Below are 17,047 nucleotides of genomic sequence, written 5' to 3' on the forward strand. Positions count from 1 at the left end.
CCCGGGTCCGTGGGCGAAGGCCACCACGGTTCCGTCCGGGACGACGGCGTACTGGCGGATCACGGTGACGAACACGGGGACGGTGCCGGTCACGGGGATCACGTTGGCGGACAGTGTGTCGCCGTCGTGCGTGGCGGCTGCGGGGACGTTCGATCTGGCGGTGGGTGCGTCGCGTCAGGTGTTCTGCAGCCTGGCGAACGTCACCCAGCACACGGTGAACTCCGTGACGGCCACGTTCCCTGGTCCGAGCGGCCCGGTCACGACGCCGCCGTCGGAGGCGACGGTGGATGTGACGCCGCCGGTGACTCCGTCGGTGAGTGTCAACAAGGAGGTCTGCACCTCGGCGAATGCGGCTGACTGTGCCGAGGGTGGTCCGGGTCCGTGGGCGAAGGCCACCACGGTTCCGTCCGGGACGACGGCGTACTGGCGGATCACGGTGACGAACACGGGGACGGTGCCGGTCACGGGCATCACGTTGGCGGACAGTGTGTCGCCGTCGTGCGTGGCGGCCGCGGGGACGTTCGATCTGGCGGTGGGTGCGTCGCGTCAGGTGTTCTGCAGCCTGGCGAACGTCACCCAGCACACGGTGAACTCCGTGACGGCCACGTTCCCCGGTCCGAGCGGCCCGGTCACGACGCCGCCGTCGGAGGCGACCGTCGACGTGACGACGCCGGGTACCCCGTCGATGACCATCAACAAGGAGGTCTGTCTCCCCGAGAAGGACCGCGACTGCGGCCAGGGCGGTTCCGGGCCGTGGGGCAAGGAGGCGACCCTGCACAAGGGCGATGCCTCCGAGGACCCCTGCTACCCGGACCAGTGCGTGGCACACTGGCGGATCACGGTGACCAACACCGGGACGACGGACATCACCGGCATCACGCTGAGCGACCCGCAGGAGGTCTCCTGCGAGACGGCGGCCGGGACGTTCACCCTGGCGCCGGGGCAGACCGTGATGGTCTACTGCTCCAGCCTGATCACCGGGGACACCACCAACACGGTGAGCGCGTCCGGCGTCGGTCCGGACGGCCGGCCGGTGACCACCGGGCCGTCGTCCGCGCTCGCCCGGTGTCTGCCGCCGTGCCCCGAGGAGCCGCCCGGTCACGGGCCCGGCCACCCTCACGGCTACTACGGCACTGACTGGTACCGGCCGGCCGGATTCGGCGCCGACTGGCTGCCGGACAGCAGCCTGAGCGTGCCGACGTACGCGGTGGACCGCGCCGACCTGGAAGCGTTCGGCGTCCCGCTGCCGCTGCTCGGCTGGCTCGGCTGACGGATTCCGCCGGCGAACGGCGGGCGGCCCCGGGAACGCATCCGTTCCCGGGGCCGCCCGCCGTTCCCGTCGGGCCGCGCCCGCCCCACCCCCGTCCGGCCCTTCCGGACTGCGCGGGCGGGGTGGTCGGCGGGAGGGTGGAGGGCGAGGGGGTGTCGAGCCGAGGAGAGGCCATGGCGGAGCAGCGTGAGGAGACCGGCCGCATCGTGGTCGGGGTGGACGGGTCGGAGCCCTCGAAGCAGGCGCTCCGCTGGGCGGTGCGGCAGGCGGACCTCACCGGCGCCGTGGTGGAGGCGGTGATCGCCTGGGAGTACCCGACGTTCCACGGCGCGCGCGGCTGGTTCCCGCCGGGCAGCACCGACGAGGCGGAGCTGGAGGGCAAGGCGCGCCGGGAGGCCGCCCGGGCCGTGGCGGACGCGGTCGGGCCGCAGCCGGCGGCGGAGGTGCGGATCGTGCCGCGCTACGGCTCGCCGGCCGGTGCGCTGATCGAGGCGTCCCGGGGCGCTTCCCTGCTGGTGGTCGGCAGCCGGGGGCTCGGCGGCTTCTCCGGGATGCTGCTGGGCTCGGTGGCCCAGCACTGCACCCGGCACGCCACCTGCCCGGTCCTGGTGTACCGCGGCTGACGGCGGGCGGCTGACGGCGGGCGGAGCCGTCAGCCGAAGAGGACGGTGGACGGCGCCGGTACCGGCAGCGAGCCCGCGCGGCGCGGCAGGCCGCTCTCGCCGTCGAGGTCGAACCAGGTGACGTCCCCCGAGCGCTCGTTGGCCGCGTAGAGGCGGGTGCCGGAGGGGTCGAGGACGAGGTCGCGCGGCCACGCGCCCCCGCACGGCACCGAGGTCACCACCCGCGCCCGTTCGCCGTCCGCGTCGAGCGCGAGCACGGCGATGGTGTCGGTGCCGCGCACGGCCACCCACAGGTGGCGGCCGTCGCGGGAGACCACCGGGGCCGACGGGAAGGCGGGCAGCTCGGAGCCCTCGGGGAACAACGGGACCTCGGCGACCGGTTCGAGCACCCCGGCCGTCGCGTCCCAGCGGCACACGGTCACCGTCGGGCGCAGCTCCCCGAGCACGTACGCGTGGCGCCCGGCGGGGTGGAAGGCGAGGTGCCGCGGGCCGGTGCCGGGCGACAGCGCGGTCTGCCCGTGCGGGGTCAGCCCGCCCGTGGCCGGGTCCAGGGCGCAGATCCGCACCGCGTCGGTGCCGAGGTCGACGCCCAGCACCCAGCGGCCGGACGGGTCGGGCAGCACCTGGTGGGCGTGCGGGGCGAGTTGGCGCTCGGGGTCCGGGCCGCTGCCCTCGTTCGGCAGGACGTCGCTGGGGGCCTGCGGGGCGCCGTCGGCGGCGAGCGGCAGCACGGAGACGCTGCCGGAGCCGTAGTTGGCGGTCAGCAGGTGGCCGCGGGTGAGGGCGAGGTGGGTGGGCTCGTCGCCGCGCACCGCCACGGGTGCGCCGAGCGGGCGGGGGAGCGGGCCGGTGAGGTCGTAGGCGGCGACGGCCCCGGGCAGCGTCTCCGAGACGGCGTAGAGCACGGGCCGGCCCTCCGCCTGCCCGAGTGCGAGGTAGGACGGGTTGGGGGCGGCGTCGACGGCGCCGGCCTCGGTCAGTGCCCCGGTGCCCGGGTCCACCTCCGCGACGACGATCCCGCGTCCGCCCGCCGAGGTGAACGACCCGATGAAGGCCCGCCCCGCGCCCGTGTCCGCCACAGCACCCTCCACAGAACCCTCCACAGCACCCTCCGTCGTCCGTGGTCCGCCGGCTGCGTCCGCCGGCCGCCTCCGCCGTCTGCCGCAAGCGCTCCGACGCTAGCAGGCGGCCCCTGCGGGCCGGACGGCGCGGGAGCGGCTGCGCCGGGCGGCCCGCGGATTTCACCGGAACGCACCGCTGCCGCGGCGGCCGGGTCGCGCTCCGGCACGGGAGCGGCGACGGTGGGAGCAGGGGCCCGGGCGGCCGGCCGAGCACCGTGCCCGGCGGGGGAGGGCGATGCGCGACCGCACCCCCGCCGCGGCGGTGCGACAGCAGGAGGGACCAGGAGTGAAGGCCTTTGTGATGAAGGAGATCGGGCGCGTGGGGTTCATGGAGAAACCCGTGCCGCGGCTCGGCCCGGGCGACGCCCTCGTGCGCACCACCCGGGCCCTGATCTGCACGTCCGACACCCACACCGTCAAGGGCGGGATCGGTCCCCGTCAGGACCTCACCCTCGGGCACGAGGCGGTCGGCGTGGTGGAGGCCGTCGGCGCCGAGGTGAAGGACTTCCGGCCCGGCGACCGCGTCCTGGCCGGCGCCATCACTCCCGACTGGGGCGACCCGGCCTCGCAGAACGGCTACCCCTCGCAGTCCGGCGGGCCGCTCGGCGGCTTCAAGTTCGCCAACCTGAAGGACGGCGTCTTCGCCGAGTACTTCCACGTGAACGAGGCCGACGCCAACCTCGCGAGGATCCCCGACGGCATCCCCGACGAGGCGGCCGTCTACTGCGCCGACATGCTCTCCACCGGCTTCATGGGCGCCGAGCACGGCAACATTCCGATGGGCGGCACCGTCGCCGTCCTGGCGCAGGGCCCGGTCGGCCTGATGGTGACCGCGGGTGCCCGGCTGCGCGGCGCCGGCCTGGTCATCGGCGTCGAGTCGGTGCCCAGCCGGCAGCGGCTCGCGCGGCTGTACGGCGCGGACGAGATCGTGGACTTCACCAAGGAGGACGTCGTCGAGCGGGTCCTCGAACTGACCGGCGGCCAGGGCGTCGACACCGCCGTCGAGGCGCTCGGTGCGGACATCACCTTCCAGACCTGCGTGAGGATCACCAGGCCCGGCGGCACGATCTCCAACACCGGCTACTTCGGCGAGGGCGAGTTCGTGAGCATCCCGCGCGTGGAGTGGGGCGTCGGCATGGCCGACAAGACCATCGCCACCGGGCTCTGCCCCGGCGGCAGGCTGCGGATGGAACGGCTGCTGCGGATCCTGGAGACCGAGCGCCTCGACCCCACCCACATGACGACCCACGAGTTCGGCTTCGACGAGATGGAACGGGCCTTCGAGGTCGCGGACAAGAAGCTGGAGGACGTCGTGAAGGTGCTGATCGCCTTCTAGCCGCCCCCTGCGGACGACATCCCCCCGGCGCTGCGGAAGCGAGGCGGCATGCACGACCCCGATCCACCGTTCCGGCCGGTCCGCCGGCGGCAGGGCTACCTGCCGCTGGAGGACCTCGGCCTCATCGGGGACGGCACGACCGCCGCCCTGGTCGGCCTGGACGGCTCCATCCCGTGGCTCTGCCTGCCCCGGTTCGACGCCGAACCCCTGTTCTGCGGGCTGCTGGACCGCACCCGGGGCGGCCACTTCACCCTGGCGCCCGAGGACCTGACCGAGGCCCGGCAGCGCTACGAACCCGACACCGGCGTGCTGGTCACCGAACTGCGCAGCACCACCGGCCTGGTGCGCGTCACCGACGCACTGGCGCTGCGCTCCGGCGCCGACCTCACCGACAACGCCCCCGCCGACCGCTCCGAACTCGTGCGCTCCGCCGTCGTGCTGGACGGCCACGTCCGGCTGCGGGCGGAGCTGGAACCGCGCGGCGGCGCGCGCACCAGGGCGCTGTTCAGCGGACTGGAGCTGCGCCCGCTGCGCCGCCCGGGCCTGCGGCTGCACCTGCGCTCCAACCGCCCGCTGGAGGGCCTGCACAGCACCCACGACCTGCGCCGGGGCGACCGGCTCGACCTGGTGCTCTCCTGGGGCCGCTTCCACCGCCACCACCGGGTCGACACCGACGCCATGCTGAAGGGCACCGCGGACGCCTGGCGCCGCTGGATGCGCCACTTCGACTACGACGGCCCCCAGCAGGCCCTGGTCAGACGCGCCGCCGTCACCCTGAAGCTGTGCGACGACTGGGCCAACGGCTCGCTGGTCGCCGCGCCCACCTCCTCGCTGCCGGCCCCGATCGGCGGCATCCGCAACTGGGACTACCGCTACGCCTGGATCCGCGACGCCGCGTTCGCCGTCTTCGCGCTGCGCCGCATCGGCTTCCGCGGCGAGGCCGACGCCTTCCTCGGCTGGGTGCTCGACGCCTTCGAGGACAGCGGCCGGCCCCGCATCATGTACGACCTGCGCGGCGGCCCCGTCCCGGACGAGACCGAGGACGCCGAGCTGGAGGGCTACCGGCGCTCCGCCCCGGTGCGCTGGGGCAACGGCGCGGCCGACCAGCGCCAGCACGACGTCTACGGCGAGATCCTGGACTGCGCCGACCAGTGGCTGCGGGCCGGCGGCGAGATCCAGCCCGCCCTGTGGGCAGGCCTCGCCACCCTCGCCGACGCCGCCGAGCAGGCCTGGCGCGAGCCCGACCAGGGCATCTGGGAAGTGCGCAGCGAGGGACGGGTGTTCACCTACTCGGCCGGGCTCTGCCAGGTGGCCCTGGACCGGGCCGCGCAGATCGGCGAGCGGCTCGGCCTGCCGATCAGGACCGGCCGCTGGCGGGCCTCGGCGGACCACCTGAGCCGGCTCATCCTGGAGCAGTCCTGGGACGAGCCCGCCAAGACCCTCAGCGCCCACCTGGACGGCGGCGGCGTGCTGGACGCCAGCCTGCTCGCGCTCCCGCTGCGCCACGTGGTGCCGATCGACCATCCGCGGATGGTGGCGACCACCGCGGCCGTCGCCGAGCGGCTGTCCGCCGGCGGCGGGCTGCTCCACCGCTACCTGCACGCGGAGTCCCCCGACGGCCTGGCCGGCGACGAGGGCGCGTTCGTGCTGTGCAGCTTCTGGCTGGTCGACAACCTCATCGGCCAGGGCCGCACGGAGGAGGCCGAGGAGCTGTACGACTCGCTGTGCTCCCGGGCCAGCCCGCTGGGGCTGATGTCGGAGCAGATCGACCCGTCCACAGGAGAGTTCATGGGCAACTTCCCCCAGGCGTTCAGCCACATCGGCATCACCGCCAGCGGCGTCAACCTGGCGAGGGCCAGGGCGGGGGTGCGGCGGTGATCGAGCGGCTCGCGGTCTTCGGCGCGACGGGCGACCTCACCGCGCGCTTCCTGCTGCCGGCGCTGGCCGCGCTACGGGCCGGCGGCCACCTCGGCGACCGGCTGGAGCTGACCGGTGCCAGCCGGGAGGACTGGTCCACCGAGTACTACCGGGAGTGGGCCGCCGACCGGCTGGACCGTCACGGCGAGGACTGCCCGGCCGACGCCGCGGCGTGGGTCACCGCCTCGGCGCGGTACCTGCGGGCCGACGTCACCAGCCCCGACGACGTCGCCGCAGTGGTCGCCGGGGACGGGCCGGTCGCCGTCTACCTGGCCCTGCCCCCGGCGGTGTTCCCCGCCGCGGTCACCGCCCTGCACCGGGCCGGCCTGCCGCCCGGCAGCCGGATCGTGCTGGAGAAGCCCTTCGGCGAGGACCTCGCCAGCGCCCAGGAGCTGAACCGGTTGCTGGCGGACCTGGTCCCGGAGCGGGCGGTGTTCCGGGTGGACCACTTCCTGGCCATGGCGACCGTCCAGAACGTGCTCGGCAGCCGGCTGGCCAACCGGGTGCTGGAGCCGATCTGGAACAGCACCCACATCGCCGCGGTCGACATCGTCTGGGACGAGACCCTCGCCCTGGAAGGCCGGGCCGGCTACTACGACACCGTCGGCGCGCTCAAGGACATGATCCAGAACCACCTGCTGCAACTGCTCTGCCTGGTCGCCATGGAACCGCCGATCACCCTCGGCGAGCGCGACCTGCGCGACCGCAAGGTGGACGTGCTGCGCTCGGTGCGGCCGCTGACCGGGGACGACGTGCTGCGCCGCACCCGCCGGGCGCGCTACCTGCCGGGGACGATCGGCGAGCGCGCCGTGCCCGCGTACGCCGAGGAGGAGGGCGTCGATCCGGGGCGGCGCACCGAGACCTTCGCCGAGGTGGAACTCGAACTGGACAGCTGGCGCTGGTCCGGGACGCGCTTCCGGCTGCGCAGCGGCAAGGCGCTCGGGGAGGACCGCAAGGAGGTCGCGGTGCGCTTCCGTCCGGTGCCGCACCTGCCGTTCGGCCAGGGCGGGGAGGCGGCGCCCAATGTGCTGCGCTTCGCCCTCGAACCGGAAGGGCTGGCCCTGGACCTGACCGGCATCGGCACCCGGGCCCACGAGCTGGCGCCGCTGTCGCTGACCGCCCGGATGGACCCGGCGGAGCTGCCCGCCTACGGCCGGCTGCTGCTGGACGTGCTGAACGGCGACCCGGCGCTGTCCATCCGCGGCGACGAGGCCGAGGAGGCGTGGCGGGTCCTGGAGCCGGTGCTCTCCGCGTGGGAGCGGGACCTCGTGCCGCTGGAGGAGTACCCGGCCGGCTCGGCCGGCCCGGCGCCCCGGCAGCCGTAGGGGCGGCGCGATGGCGGCCGGCGCCCCGGCCCCGCCCGGCAGGGCGGGGCGTGCCCCGTGCGTCGTGGTCCTCGGGGTCTCCGGCACCGGCAAGACCACGGTGGCCCGGCTGCTCGCCGAGCGCCTGGAGGCCCCCTTCGCGGACGCGGACGACTTCCACCGCCCGGCCGACATCGCCCGGATGGCGGCGGGCGTCCCGCTGGACGACGCGGTGCGCCGGCCCTGGCTGGAGACGGTCGGGCGCTGGCTGCACGAGCGCGACGAGGCGGGCACCGGCGGGGTGATCGCCTGCTCCGCGCTGAAGCGGCGCTACCGGGACGTCCTGCGGGCGGCCTGCCCCGGCGCGTTCTTCCTGCACCTGACGGCCGGGCACGACCTGCTGGCCGAGCGGATCGGCCGCCGTTCGGGCCACTTCATGCCGGGGTCGCTGCTGGACTCACAGCTCGCCATCCTGGAACCGCTGGAACCGGACGAGCGGGGCGCCACCCTGGACGTCGGGCGGGCGCCGGAGCTGATCGCCGACGCGGCGCTGGAGGTGCTGCCGCGCGACCCGGGCGGGTGAGGCCGGGGCGGGCGCGGTCAGCCGGTCAGGCCGCCCAGCTCGGCCTCCCAGTCGATCAGGGACCCCTCGGTGCCCCGGGGGACCAGCGCGAAGCTCTCCCGGCGCAGCCAGCGCCGCAGCTGCCGGGCCGGCAGGTCGACCAGCACGGAGCCGTCCTGCCCCTGGAGCATGATCCGCAGCGAGGTGCGGCCGTGGCAGGTGCAGGGCGGCCAGATCCGGACGTCGCCCGCGCCGACGGGCCGCTGCAGGCCGTCCCAGAGCAGGTCGCGGGAGAACTGCCAGGTGCCCGCCTCGGCGGCGGCGCCGAGGAATGCGAGGGAGACGGCGAACGGGTCGTCGCCGCGGTAGGCGAAGCGCACGGGGATGCCGAGGGACTGGCCCTCGCCGAGCACGATGCGCGCGTCGAGCACGACGTCGGTGCCGGTGGTCCCCGGCTCCGGCTCCGGGCAGGGCTGCGGGCTGGGGAGGGGGTGGGGCGCGGACATGGGTTCTCCTGGGTCGGGGTCGCCGGGCGACCGGGTCGGGGTTGCTGGGCGAAGAGGGCCGTCCGCCGGAGGCCCGGTGGCGGCGCGCTGCTCTCGCCCCGGGCCCTGGGAGCTGCCGACGGACAGGGGAGAGGCGGATCGCCGCCCACGTTAGGAGGCGGCGTCGGGGGAGATGTTCCGGCGGTGCACCGCGGCATGACGATCCGCGCACCGTCCGCCCGCCGCGGCGGGACGGAACGCGGGCGCACCGCCCGCTGGTCACCGCCTTTTCCGGGCGCCGGACGGGCCCTTCCTCACTTTGTTGAACGTTTGTCTATCTCGTTCCGCCTCTTGTATGAATGCGGCCGGGAGGTAACTGATCATGAAGAGGTGGATCCAGCGCGCCCGGCCGGCCGGCGAGGCGCTGCAGTCGCTGGTCGACGGCCTGGCCGAGGAACTGGGACGCTCCGTCGTCCTCGACGACCCGCTGGTGCGGATGATCTGCACCAGCCGTCACTTCGGTGACGAGGACGGGGTGCGGGTGCGCACCCTGCTCCAGGGCATCGCGGACGACGAGATCATCCGCTACGTGCTCTCCCGGGGCGTGGCGCGGTGGACCAGGCCGGGCCACCTGGACGGCCGCGACGACCTGGGCCTGCGACCGCGCTACTGCGTCCCGGTCCGCGAACGCGGCCACCTGCTCGGCCTCCTCATCGTCGTGGCGGGGGAGGGCGAGCTCGGCGCGGCCGAGACCGAGGCCATCGCCCGCGTCGCCCGCGCCGTGGCCGTCGAGATGTACGCCGAGCGGCTGGCCTGCGACGCCGACGAGAAACGGACCCGCGAGCTGGTGAACCGGCTGGTCGGCCCGGACGCGGCGCAGCGCTGCGAGACCCGCCGGCAGCTGCTGGACGACGGCCTGCTGCCCGCCGGCCCCCACGTGGTGGTCACCACCGTGTCCGTCTCCGGACTGCACGGGCCCTCCGGCCAGGTCGAGGTGGCGCTGCGCGGCGCCCTGGAGCCGTTCCGGCAGACCCGCACCGCCCACGGCCTGCTCGCGGTCGAGCAGGACCGGGCCGTCCTCGTCCAGGTCTTCGGGCGCGAGCCGGCCGGGGCGGACCTGGAACCGCAGTCCCGGGGCATCGTCCGCTCGCTGGAGACCTTCCTGGAACGGGGCGCGACGACGGTGGTGGGCGTCGGCGGGCGCCAGGGCGACCTCGCCGACGCCTGGATCTCCCACGACCAGGCCCGGGTGGCGGCGCGCGCCGCCCGCCGGCTGCCGCGGCTCGGCGGCATCGGGGACTGGGAGCGGCTCGGCGAGTACGCCGTGCTCCTCCAACTGCCCGACACCGCGCTCAACGACTCCCTCGTCCCCGGGCCGCTGCACCGGCTGCTGGACGGCGGCGGAAACGCCCGCCTGGAGGAAACCCTGCGCTGCTTCCTGGAGAACGCCGGCTCGGTGCCGAGGACGGCGGAGGCCCTGGAGCTCCACCGCACCTCCCTCTACTACCGCCTGCGGCAGATCCAGGAGATCACCGGCCTGGACCTCGACGACGGCGGGCACCGGCTGGTCCTGCACCTGGGGCTGCGCCTGTGGGACCTGCTCCGCGTCCCCACCGGGCGACCGGCCTGACCTGCGGCTCCGCCGGCGGCCTCGTGCGACAGAACGAGGACGCCGGGTTGCTACAGAGCGATGAAGCCCCGCCGGGCAATCCCTACGCCGGTCGGTGGCCAACGGGGCTCACGGCTGGCGAGAATCGTCCCCACGAGCTGCCGCTCACGACCGGCGACGATCCCTCCGCCGAACCCGCGCCGGGACTCCGGCGAGCCCTCGACGGACCCCCGCCGGCACCCATCCCCGCCGGCACCCATCCCCGCCGGCACCCACCCCCGCCGGCACCCACCCCTGACGAACCCTGCGACACGAACGGACGCGACGAGCACCATGCGGGAACTGACCACCGACGACGGAGTACGCCTGGCCTACCGTGACAGCGGCGGCGACGGCGTCCCGCTGGTCATGCTGCACGGCTGGAGCCAGACGCAGGAGATGTTCCGCCACCAGGCCGACGGGCCGGCCCTCGGCCGGCGCGTCATCACGGTGGACCTCCGGGGCCACGGCCGCTCGGAGAAGCCCCGCCACGGCTACCGCGTCGCGCGGCTGGCCCGCGACGTCCTCGGCCTGGTCGACCACCTCGGCCTGGACGGCTTCGACGCGCTGGGCTGGTCGATGGGCGCCTCCGTGTGGTGGAGCTTCATCGACCAGTACGGCACCGGCCGCATCCGCCGCTTCGTCGTCGTCGACCAGCCGGCCGCCGTGGCGGCGGTGCCCTGGGCGACCGAAGCGGACCGGCGCGCGTCCGGCGCCGTCTTCGACGTCGCGGGACTGCTGGACCTGTGCGCCGCGCTGGCCGGTCCGGACGGCGCGAAGGCCCGCGAGGACTTCGTGCGCTCGATGTTCGGCGGCGACACCGATCCGGAGCTGCTGGCCTTCGTGACCGGGCAGATCCGCGCCACCCCGGCGTACGCGGGCGTCCCGCTGCTCTTCGACCACTGCGCCCAGGACTGGCGCGACGTCCTGCCCCGCATCGACGTCCCCACCCTGGTGCTCGGCTGCGAGGGCAGCCACGTCGACCCCGCCTCGCAGGCCTTCATCGCCGAGCGCATCCCAGGCGCCGAACTGCACGTCTTCCCGGCGTCCGTGGCGAGCTCGCACTTCCCCTTCCTGCAGAACCCCGGCGCGTTCAACGCCGTCGTGGACACGTTCCTCTCCTGAACCCTGAGCCCTGCGCCCTTTCCCGAGGGCCTCCCGCTCCCCGCCCACCATCCGCACTGAGCCCACAGCGCCACACCAACCGGTCGGAGCCTCCCGTGATCCCGTCGGGTCCCTCACCCATGCCAGAAACCACGCCCCACCAGCATCACCAGCACCACCAGCCCCCATCGTCCGACCAGTACGGCCGGTTCGGCCAAGCCGCCCCCGACGGCGGCGCGGGCTGCATCGACGTCCTCGCGCCGCCGCCCGGCGCCGACCCGGAGGACTGCCTCTACGTCGCCCTGCACCTCCAGGGCGAGGCCTCGCTGCGCCGCGACGGCGAGAGCACCGCCCTGGAACCCGGCGATCTGCTGATCGGCACCACCCCGTACCCGACCGGCCTGCTGGCCGGGCCCGGGTGCCGGATGGTCCGCTTCCGCGTTCCCTGCTTCTACCTCGGCGTCCGGCACGGCGACGTCCGGCGCACCGGCGGGCTGCTGGCCCGGGGGGACGAGGGCATCGGCTCGCTCGCCTCCCAGTTCCTGCGCACCCTCGCCTCCGAGGTCCGCTCCCAGCACGCCCGGCCCGGCCACCACCTCGCGCGCAGCGTCTCCGACATCGTCGCCGTCCTGGTGACCGAACTGCTCGACCGGGCCGACCCGGACCGCCCGAGTGCCACGGCCGGGATCCTGGCGCGGATCCGCGGCCACATCGAGGAGAACCTCGCCGACCCGGAGCTGTCGCCCGAGTCGATCGCCCGCTCGCAGCACATCTCGGTGCGCTACCTGCACAAGCTCTTCCAGCAGGACGGCACGACCGTCGGCCAGTGGGTGCGCCGACGGCGCCTCGACGCCTGCCGCCGGGAGCTGGAGCGGCCCTCGCGCCGGCAGACCGGCGTCGCCGCCGTCGCCCACCGCTGGGGCTTCGTCAGCCACTCCCACTTCAGCCGCGCCTTCCGGGAGACCTACGGGGTCTCGCCGCGCGAGTGGCAGGCCTACGCGGCGCACGCCGACGCCCGGCCGCAGGCCTCCTGACCTCCTTTTCCCGCCCTTCCCCGCCCCAGCCCGCCGGCCGGCCGGGCCCGCCCGTTCACGGCGCGGACCCCGCCGGCCGGGCCCGCGGCCGTCCGGCCTCCCCGCCTCCCGCCGTCCCGCCTCCCCGCCGTCCCGCGAAAGGCCCGCTCCGCCATGTCCTCCACCAGACCCACCGTCGTGCTCGTCCACGACGGCTGTTCCGACACGACCACCTGGCTCGGCGTCGTCGCCGAACTCCAGCGCCGCGGCCTGACCGTGCTCGCCGTCGCCAACCCGCTGCGCGGCCTCGCCCATGACGCCGCCTACCTGAGCTCGGTGCTCGCCGGGATCGACGGCCCCGTGGTGCTGGTCGGCCACGCCTACGGCGGCGCCGTGATCACCGAGGCCGGGACCGCCCCCAACGTCGTCGCGCTGGTCTACGTCGCCGCCTACCTGCCGGAGGCGGGCGAGAGCTACCAAGCGCTCGCGGGCCGCTTCGCCCCCTCGCCGCTGGCCTCCCGGATGCGCCGCACCACGTACGCCGCGGACGGCGCCGACGCGGCCGAGCTCTCGGTGCCCGGGGACTGCTTCGGCTCGCTCGTCGCCGCCGACCTCGATCCGGAGCTGGCGGGGGCCCTCGCCGCGCTGCAGCGGCCCGTCGCCGCACGGGTGCTGACCGACGTGCCGACCGAGGCCGCCTGGCGCGCCAAGCCGGCCTGGGCCCTGGTGACCGGCGCCGACCGCGCCCTGCCGCCGCCGGTCCAGCGCTTCACGGCCGAACGCGCCGGCGCCACCGTCCTGGAACTGCCCGACGCCTCGCACGCCGTCGCCGTCTCCCGGCCGTCGGCGGTCGCCGAGTTCATCCACGCCGCCGCCGGGCCGTCCGCCGTTGCCGGTTGAACGCCGCCGCGCCCGGCCCCCGTGGTGCACGGGGGCCGGGCGCGGACGGTTCGGCGGTACCGGCTACTTCGCCAGGAAGGCCAGCAGCGCGGCGTTGACCTCCTCGGCGTGGGTCCAGAGCAGGCCGTGCGGCGCACCCTCGATCTCCACGTAGTCGGCGGCCGGCAGCGCCTTGTGGAACTGGCGGGCGGTGTTCTCGATCGGCAGGGTGCGGTCCCCGGTGCCGTGCAGGATCAGGGCCGGCACGTCGATGCGGGCGACATCGGCGCGGAAGTCGGTGTACCAGGTGGACGGCGCGGCCGAGGCGGCGAAGGCGCCGCCGCTCGCCGCGACGTTCCAGCTGTTGCGGACCGCCTCCTCGCTGATCCGGGTGCCGAGGTTCTCGTCCAGGTTGTAGAAGTCGTTGAAGAAGCCGGTGTAGAAGGCGAACCGGTCGGCCTTCACGGCGGCCACGACGCCGTCGAAGAACTCCTTGGGGGCGGCGCCGTCCGGGTTCTCCTCGTTCTTCAGCAGCCAGGGCTCCAGCGAGGCGAGGAAGGCGACCTTGGAGATCCGCTCGGTGCCGTACGTGGCCACGTAGCGGGCGGTCTCGCCGGTGCCCATCGAGAAGCCGACCAGCACGGCGTCCCGCACGTCCAGGGTCTCCAGGACGGTGTGCAGGTCGGCGGTGAAGGTGTCGTAGTCGTACCCGGTGGTCGGCTGCGAGGAGCGGCCGAAGCCGCGGCGGTCGTAGGTGATGACCCGGTAGCCGGCGTCGAGCAGCGCGGCGCTCTGGCGCTCCCAGGAGGCGCCGTTGAGCGGGAACCCGTGGATCAGCACGACGGGCCGGCCGGTGCCGTGGTCCTCGTAGTAGAGCTCGATCGGAGCGGTGTTCTCCTGGCCGACGGTGATGAACGGCATGGTGAAGTCCTTTGCTGTGCAGGGGTGTCGGAGACCGGCCGGGCCCTGCCGCGCCGGGGGCGGCAGGGCCCGGCCGGGGTGGGGCGGGGAGTGCGGCCCGTCAGCCGGCGGCGTGCGGGTCGATCATCGACTGGGCGTAGACCAGGCCCAGGCCGTAGGCGCCGCCGTGCTCCTTGACCAGCTCGGTCACCGGGACGTAGGTCTCGCCGCGGGCCCAGTCGCGCTGGAGCTCCAGCAGCACCTGGATCCAGGTGACGGGCACGGCACCGGCGGCGGTCATCCGCTGCAGGGCGTGCTCGTGGGCCAGCGGGCTGACGCCGCCCGAGGCGTCGGCGACGACGTACACCTCGTAGCCCTGCTCCAGCGCGGAGAGCGCCGGCAGGACGAGGCAGACCTCGGTCCACAGGCCCGACAGGATGATCTTCTTGCGGCCGGTCGCCTTGACCGCCTCGACCAGCGCCTCGTCCTCCCAGGCGTTCATCGTGGTGCGGTCGATGATCTCCTGGCCGGGGAAGACCTCCTTCAGCTGCGGGAGGATCGGGCCGGAGAACGACTCGGCGGCGACGGTGGAGAGCACGGTCGGCACGTTGAAGACCTTCGCGGCCTTGGCCAGGCCGACGGTGGCGTTGATGATGCCGGTGCGGTCGCCGCTGCCGGTGCCGAAGAACATCTGCGGCTGGTGGTCGACGAACAGCATCATCGAGTTCTCGGGGGTGAGCAGGTCCGGGCTCGGGGCGGCGTGGACCGAAGCGATGTCGACCATGGGTCTTCTCTTTCCTTCTCAGCACAGGGATTTGACGCTGCGTCAGGCGCACATCCGGTTCCCCGGGGCGCTTACGGGGACGAAGCTAGTGCGGGTGGCTCCACCGCTCTGCTCGCTCTGCGTCCGGCCCTTGTTCCCACAGCGCATACCCTGTGCCGAATGGAGATCCGCATCGCCTCCGACGAGGACTGGCCCCGCATCCACCCGTTCTACTCCGCGATCATGGCCGAGGGCAGGACGTACGCCTTCCCCGAGCACCAGAGCCTCGACGAGGCCAGGCCCTGGTGGATGGAGCAGCCCCCCGGTCGCACGGTCGTGGCGGTGCTCGACGGCCGTATCGTCGGCTCCGCCAAGATGGGCCCCAACAAGCCCGGCCGCGGCTCCCACATCGGCACCGCGTCCTTCCTGGTCGACCCCGCCCACCAGGGCCGGGGCATCGGCCGCGCCCTCGGCGAGTACGTGATCGACTGGCACCGCACGCAGGGCTTCCGGGGCATCCAGTTCAACGCCGTCGTGGAGACCAACGCCCCCGCCGTCCACCTCTGGACCTCCCTCGGCTTCGAGATCATCGGCACCGTCCCCGAGGTCTTCGACCACCCCGAGCACGGCTACGTCGGCCAGCACCTCATGTTCCGCCGCCTCTGAGGAACCGCTGCGCCGTGCGCGCCGACCGGGTCGCCCCCGCACCGGGGGCGGCCCGGGCACCGGTCGCGGCTCGGACCTCCTCCTGTCACGCGAACGACGGCCACCGGTGGGCGGCCCACTCCCGCCAGCCGGCCCAGCCGGGCGGCGGGTCACCGGCCCCCAGACCCGCCAGCTCCGCCGCGTCGGGCTCCTCGAAGTGCGCCCGCCCGTAGAGGATGTCGGCCTCCGACAGAGGCAGCGTTTCCCCGGGGGTGGTCGCCCACCGACGGGCGATCCGGGCGCGTTGGGTCTCGTCGTCCACCGGCAGGTAGACCAGCCGGAAGCACGCCTGCTCGGCCTCCACCAGCCAGCGGATCGCGGACCGTTCGTCCCGTGACCAGCAGCCGTAGTCCGCGACGACGCTGGTGCCCAGCCTGACCGCCTCCAGGGCGAGCCAGAGCATCCGTCCTTCCAGCACGTCGCGCTTCCCGTCCACCTCCACCTGGTCGAACAGGGGAATCATCCAGTCGTCGGTCGTCAGGCGCAGCGCACCGTGCTCCACGGCGAGCTGCCGGGCCATCGTGGTCTTCCCGGCCCCCGGCAGGCCGACCATCAGAAAGAACGTGGCCGCGGCGCGGGCGGCTCCCCGGCGAGGTTCGGATCGCGTCATGCCGGCCAGCCTCGCAGCAGCGCCCCGAAAGGTCCATGGACGTTCACCCGGCGGCCAGTTCGGGACCCGCTGCGCGATCGTTCCCCGTGCTCACCGCTTGCCGGACGGTGGTTGACGTCGCGTCAGGCGCGACCTGCTCCACCTGGCCCGCACCGCCGTCGTCCACGACACCCGCCTGCTCCGCGTCCGCGTCGTCGAGTTCCTCGGCGAGGGGAGTTTGTGCGCAGGGCTCGAACTGGGTGGGGATTGTGTGAGGGGTGCGGGTCACACGCACAAGTGAATATCGGGCAATCCGCGTGCGGACGGTCCGGTGGTTGCGCTGTGCTGGGAAGGCTTGGTCGGGCGGGGCGAGAGTGCCCGGTGTCGACGAGAGTGGGGGCCGTGGAACGAACACGCATGCGGACCGGCTGCGCCGGAGCGGTCGCGGTACTGGTGATGACGGTGGGCCTCGGCGGGTGCGGCACACTCCCGGAACCGGTGCCGGATGCGCCGAGGATCGCGCAGGTCTCGGCGCCGGCCGAGGCGGCGGAGGCGCTGCCGGCTTCCGGCGGGAGCCCGCTGCTCCCCGTGGCCGGAGCCGCCGCCGCACTGTTCGTGGGCGTCGGTGGTGTCCTGGTCGTGCTGTGGCGCGACCGCAGAACCGGCCGGCCGGGGTCGGGGGAGCTGTGACCAGCGACGACTTGCCCCCGCTCCGGGGCAGGGGTAGTGTTCTCTAGTCGCTCGACAGGGAGCACCGGACACGCATCGGCGCGGACGGTCCCGGAGCGGCCAATCCTCTGGAAATGCCAATGCCTCCCCGGCCTGGGG

At 74.4% G+C, this 17,047-nt stretch carries 19 protein-coding genes; 12 read left to right on the forward strand and 7 right to left on the reverse strand.

All coding sequences use genetic code 11. The features are described from left to right. Nucleotides 1-174 precede the first annotated feature (174 nt). The gene (locus ACF1AK_RS26245; RefSeq protein WP_391501276.1) at nt 175-465 is read right to left on the reverse strand and encodes a hypothetical protein; all 291 of its coding nucleotides are present in this window, start codon (nt 463-465) and stop codon (nt 175-177) included. A 67-nt stretch (nt 466-532) separates the two neighbouring features. Between ACF1AK_RS26245 and ACF1AK_RS26250 the strand changes: the two genes are divergently transcribed. Then, the gene (locus ACF1AK_RS26250; RefSeq protein ID WP_391501277.1) at nt 533-1,270 is read left to right on the forward strand and encodes a hypothetical protein; all 738 of its coding nucleotides are present in this window, start codon (nt 533-535) and stop codon (nt 1,268-1,270) included. Nucleotides 1,271-1,443: 173 nt separating this feature from the next. Next, a complete protein-coding gene (locus ACF1AK_RS26255) occupies nt 1,444-1,893 on the forward strand; it encodes a universal stress protein (protein ID WP_391501278.1) in 450 nt (149 codons plus the stop codon). Between the two features lie 29 nt (nt 1,894-1,922). Here ACF1AK_RS26255 and ACF1AK_RS26260 read toward each other — a convergent pair whose 3' ends face one another. Continuing rightward, complete coding sequence (locus ACF1AK_RS26260; RefSeq protein ID WP_391501279.1) at nt 1,923-2,972, reverse strand: lactonase family protein; 1,050 nt, start codon at nt 2,970-2,972, stop codon at nt 1,923-1,925. A 370-nt stretch (nt 2,973-3,342) separates the two neighbouring features. Here ACF1AK_RS26260 and ACF1AK_RS26265 point away from each other — a divergent pair, with 370 nt between their 5' ends. From ACF1AK_RS26265 to ACF1AK_RS26280, 4 genes are read left to right on the forward strand one after another with little or no spacing between them, the layout of a single operon-like run. After that, the gene (locus tag ACF1AK_RS26265; RefSeq protein WP_391501300.1) at nt 3,343-4,350 is read left to right on the forward strand and encodes an NAD(P)-dependent alcohol dehydrogenase; all 1,008 of its coding nucleotides are present in this window, start codon (nt 3,343-3,345) and stop codon (nt 4,348-4,350) included. Between the two features lie 48 nt (nt 4,351-4,398). Beyond that, entirely contained in the window at nt 4,399-6,228 is a 1,830-nt protein-coding gene (locus tag ACF1AK_RS26270; RefSeq protein ID WP_391501280.1) for a glycoside hydrolase family 15 protein, read from the forward strand. Then, nucleotides 6,225-7,592 (forward strand): glucose-6-phosphate dehydrogenase, encoded by a 1,368-nt coding sequence (locus ACF1AK_RS26275; protein WP_391501281.1) that lies wholly within the window; start codon nt 6,225-6,227, stop codon nt 7,590-7,592. Before ACF1AK_RS26270 ends, ACF1AK_RS26275 begins: the two co-directional genes overlap by 4 nt. 10 nt (nt 7,593-7,602) lie before the next feature. Further along, complete coding sequence (locus tag ACF1AK_RS26280; RefSeq protein ID WP_391501282.1) at nt 7,603-8,154, forward strand: gluconokinase; 552 nt, start codon at nt 7,603-7,605, stop codon at nt 8,152-8,154. 17 nt (nt 8,155-8,171) lie between these two features. Here ACF1AK_RS26280 and ACF1AK_RS26285 read toward each other — a convergent pair whose 3' ends face one another. Further along, a complete protein-coding gene (locus ACF1AK_RS26285) occupies nt 8,172-8,639 on the reverse strand; it encodes an SsgA family sporulation/cell division regulator (protein ID WP_391501283.1) in 468 nt (155 codons plus the stop codon). Nucleotides 8,640-9,000: 361 nt separating this feature from the next. Here ACF1AK_RS26285 and ACF1AK_RS26290 point away from each other — a divergent pair, with 361 nt between their 5' ends. From ACF1AK_RS26290 to ACF1AK_RS26305, 4 genes are all read left to right on the forward strand, one after another. Next, nucleotides 9,001-10,248 carry a PucR family transcriptional regulator gene (locus ACF1AK_RS26290; RefSeq protein ID WP_391501284.1) on the forward strand — a complete coding sequence of 416 codons (1,248 nt, stop codon included), beginning with the start codon at nt 9,001-9,003 and terminating at the stop codon, nt 10,246-10,248. A gap of 312 nt (nt 10,249-10,560) precedes the next feature. Continuing rightward, on the forward strand, nt 10,561-11,391 hold the full coding sequence (locus ACF1AK_RS26295) for an alpha/beta fold hydrolase (protein ID WP_391501285.1): 831 nt from the start codon (nt 10,561-10,563) through the stop codon (nt 11,389-11,391). A 119-nt stretch (nt 11,392-11,510) separates the two neighbouring features. Beyond that, on the forward strand, nt 11,511-12,404 hold the full coding sequence (locus ACF1AK_RS26300) for a helix-turn-helix domain-containing protein (protein ID WP_391501286.1): 894 nt from the start codon (nt 11,511-11,513) through the stop codon (nt 12,402-12,404). A 153-nt stretch (nt 12,405-12,557) separates the two neighbouring features. After that, nucleotides 12,558-13,283: an alpha/beta fold hydrolase gene (locus ACF1AK_RS26305; RefSeq protein ID WP_391501287.1), complete on the forward strand. Its 726-nt coding sequence runs from the start codon at nt 12,558-12,560 to the stop codon at nt 13,281-13,283. A gap of 63 nt (nt 13,284-13,346) precedes the next feature. Here ACF1AK_RS26305 and ACF1AK_RS26310 read toward each other — a convergent pair whose 3' ends face one another. Next, a complete protein-coding gene (locus ACF1AK_RS26310) occupies nt 13,347-14,183 on the reverse strand; it encodes an alpha/beta fold hydrolase (protein ID WP_391501288.1) in 837 nt (278 codons plus the stop codon). Between the two features lie 100 nt (nt 14,184-14,283). Next, the gene (locus ACF1AK_RS26315) at nt 14,284-14,946 is read right to left on the reverse strand and encodes a hydrolase (RefSeq protein ID WP_391501289.1); all 663 of its coding nucleotides are present in this window, start codon (nt 14,944-14,946) and stop codon (nt 14,284-14,286) included. Nucleotides 14,947-15,105: 159 nt separating this feature from the next. Between ACF1AK_RS26315 and ACF1AK_RS26320 the strand changes: the two genes are divergently transcribed. After that, nucleotides 15,106-15,591 (forward strand): GNAT family N-acetyltransferase, encoded by a 486-nt coding sequence (locus tag ACF1AK_RS26320; protein ID WP_391501290.1) that lies wholly within the window; start codon nt 15,106-15,108, stop codon nt 15,589-15,591. Between the two features lie 85 nt (nt 15,592-15,676). Here the strand turns inward: ACF1AK_RS26320 and ACF1AK_RS26325 are convergent, their stop codons facing one another. Beyond that, nucleotides 15,677-16,240 carry an AAA family ATPase gene (locus ACF1AK_RS26325; RefSeq protein ID WP_391501291.1) on the reverse strand — a complete coding sequence of 188 codons (564 nt, stop codon included), beginning with the start codon at nt 16,238-16,240 and terminating at the stop codon, nt 15,677-15,679. A 43-nt stretch (nt 16,241-16,283) separates the two neighbouring features. Next, nucleotides 16,284-16,508, reverse strand: coding sequence for a hypothetical protein (locus tag ACF1AK_RS26330; protein WP_391501292.1), 225 nt, complete (start codon nt 16,506-16,508; stop codon nt 16,284-16,286). A 113-nt stretch (nt 16,509-16,621) separates the two neighbouring features. Between ACF1AK_RS26330 and ACF1AK_RS26335 the strand changes: the two genes are divergently transcribed. Continuing rightward, entirely contained in the window at nt 16,622-16,909 is a 288-nt protein-coding gene (locus ACF1AK_RS26335) for a hypothetical protein (RefSeq protein ID WP_391501293.1), read from the forward strand. Nucleotides 16,910-17,047: the final 138 nt, after the last annotated feature.

The organism is Kitasatospora sp. NPDC015120 (assembly GCF_043080305.1).
Classification (GTDB): Bacteria; Actinomycetota; Actinomycetes; order Streptomycetales; family Streptomycetaceae; genus Kitasatospora.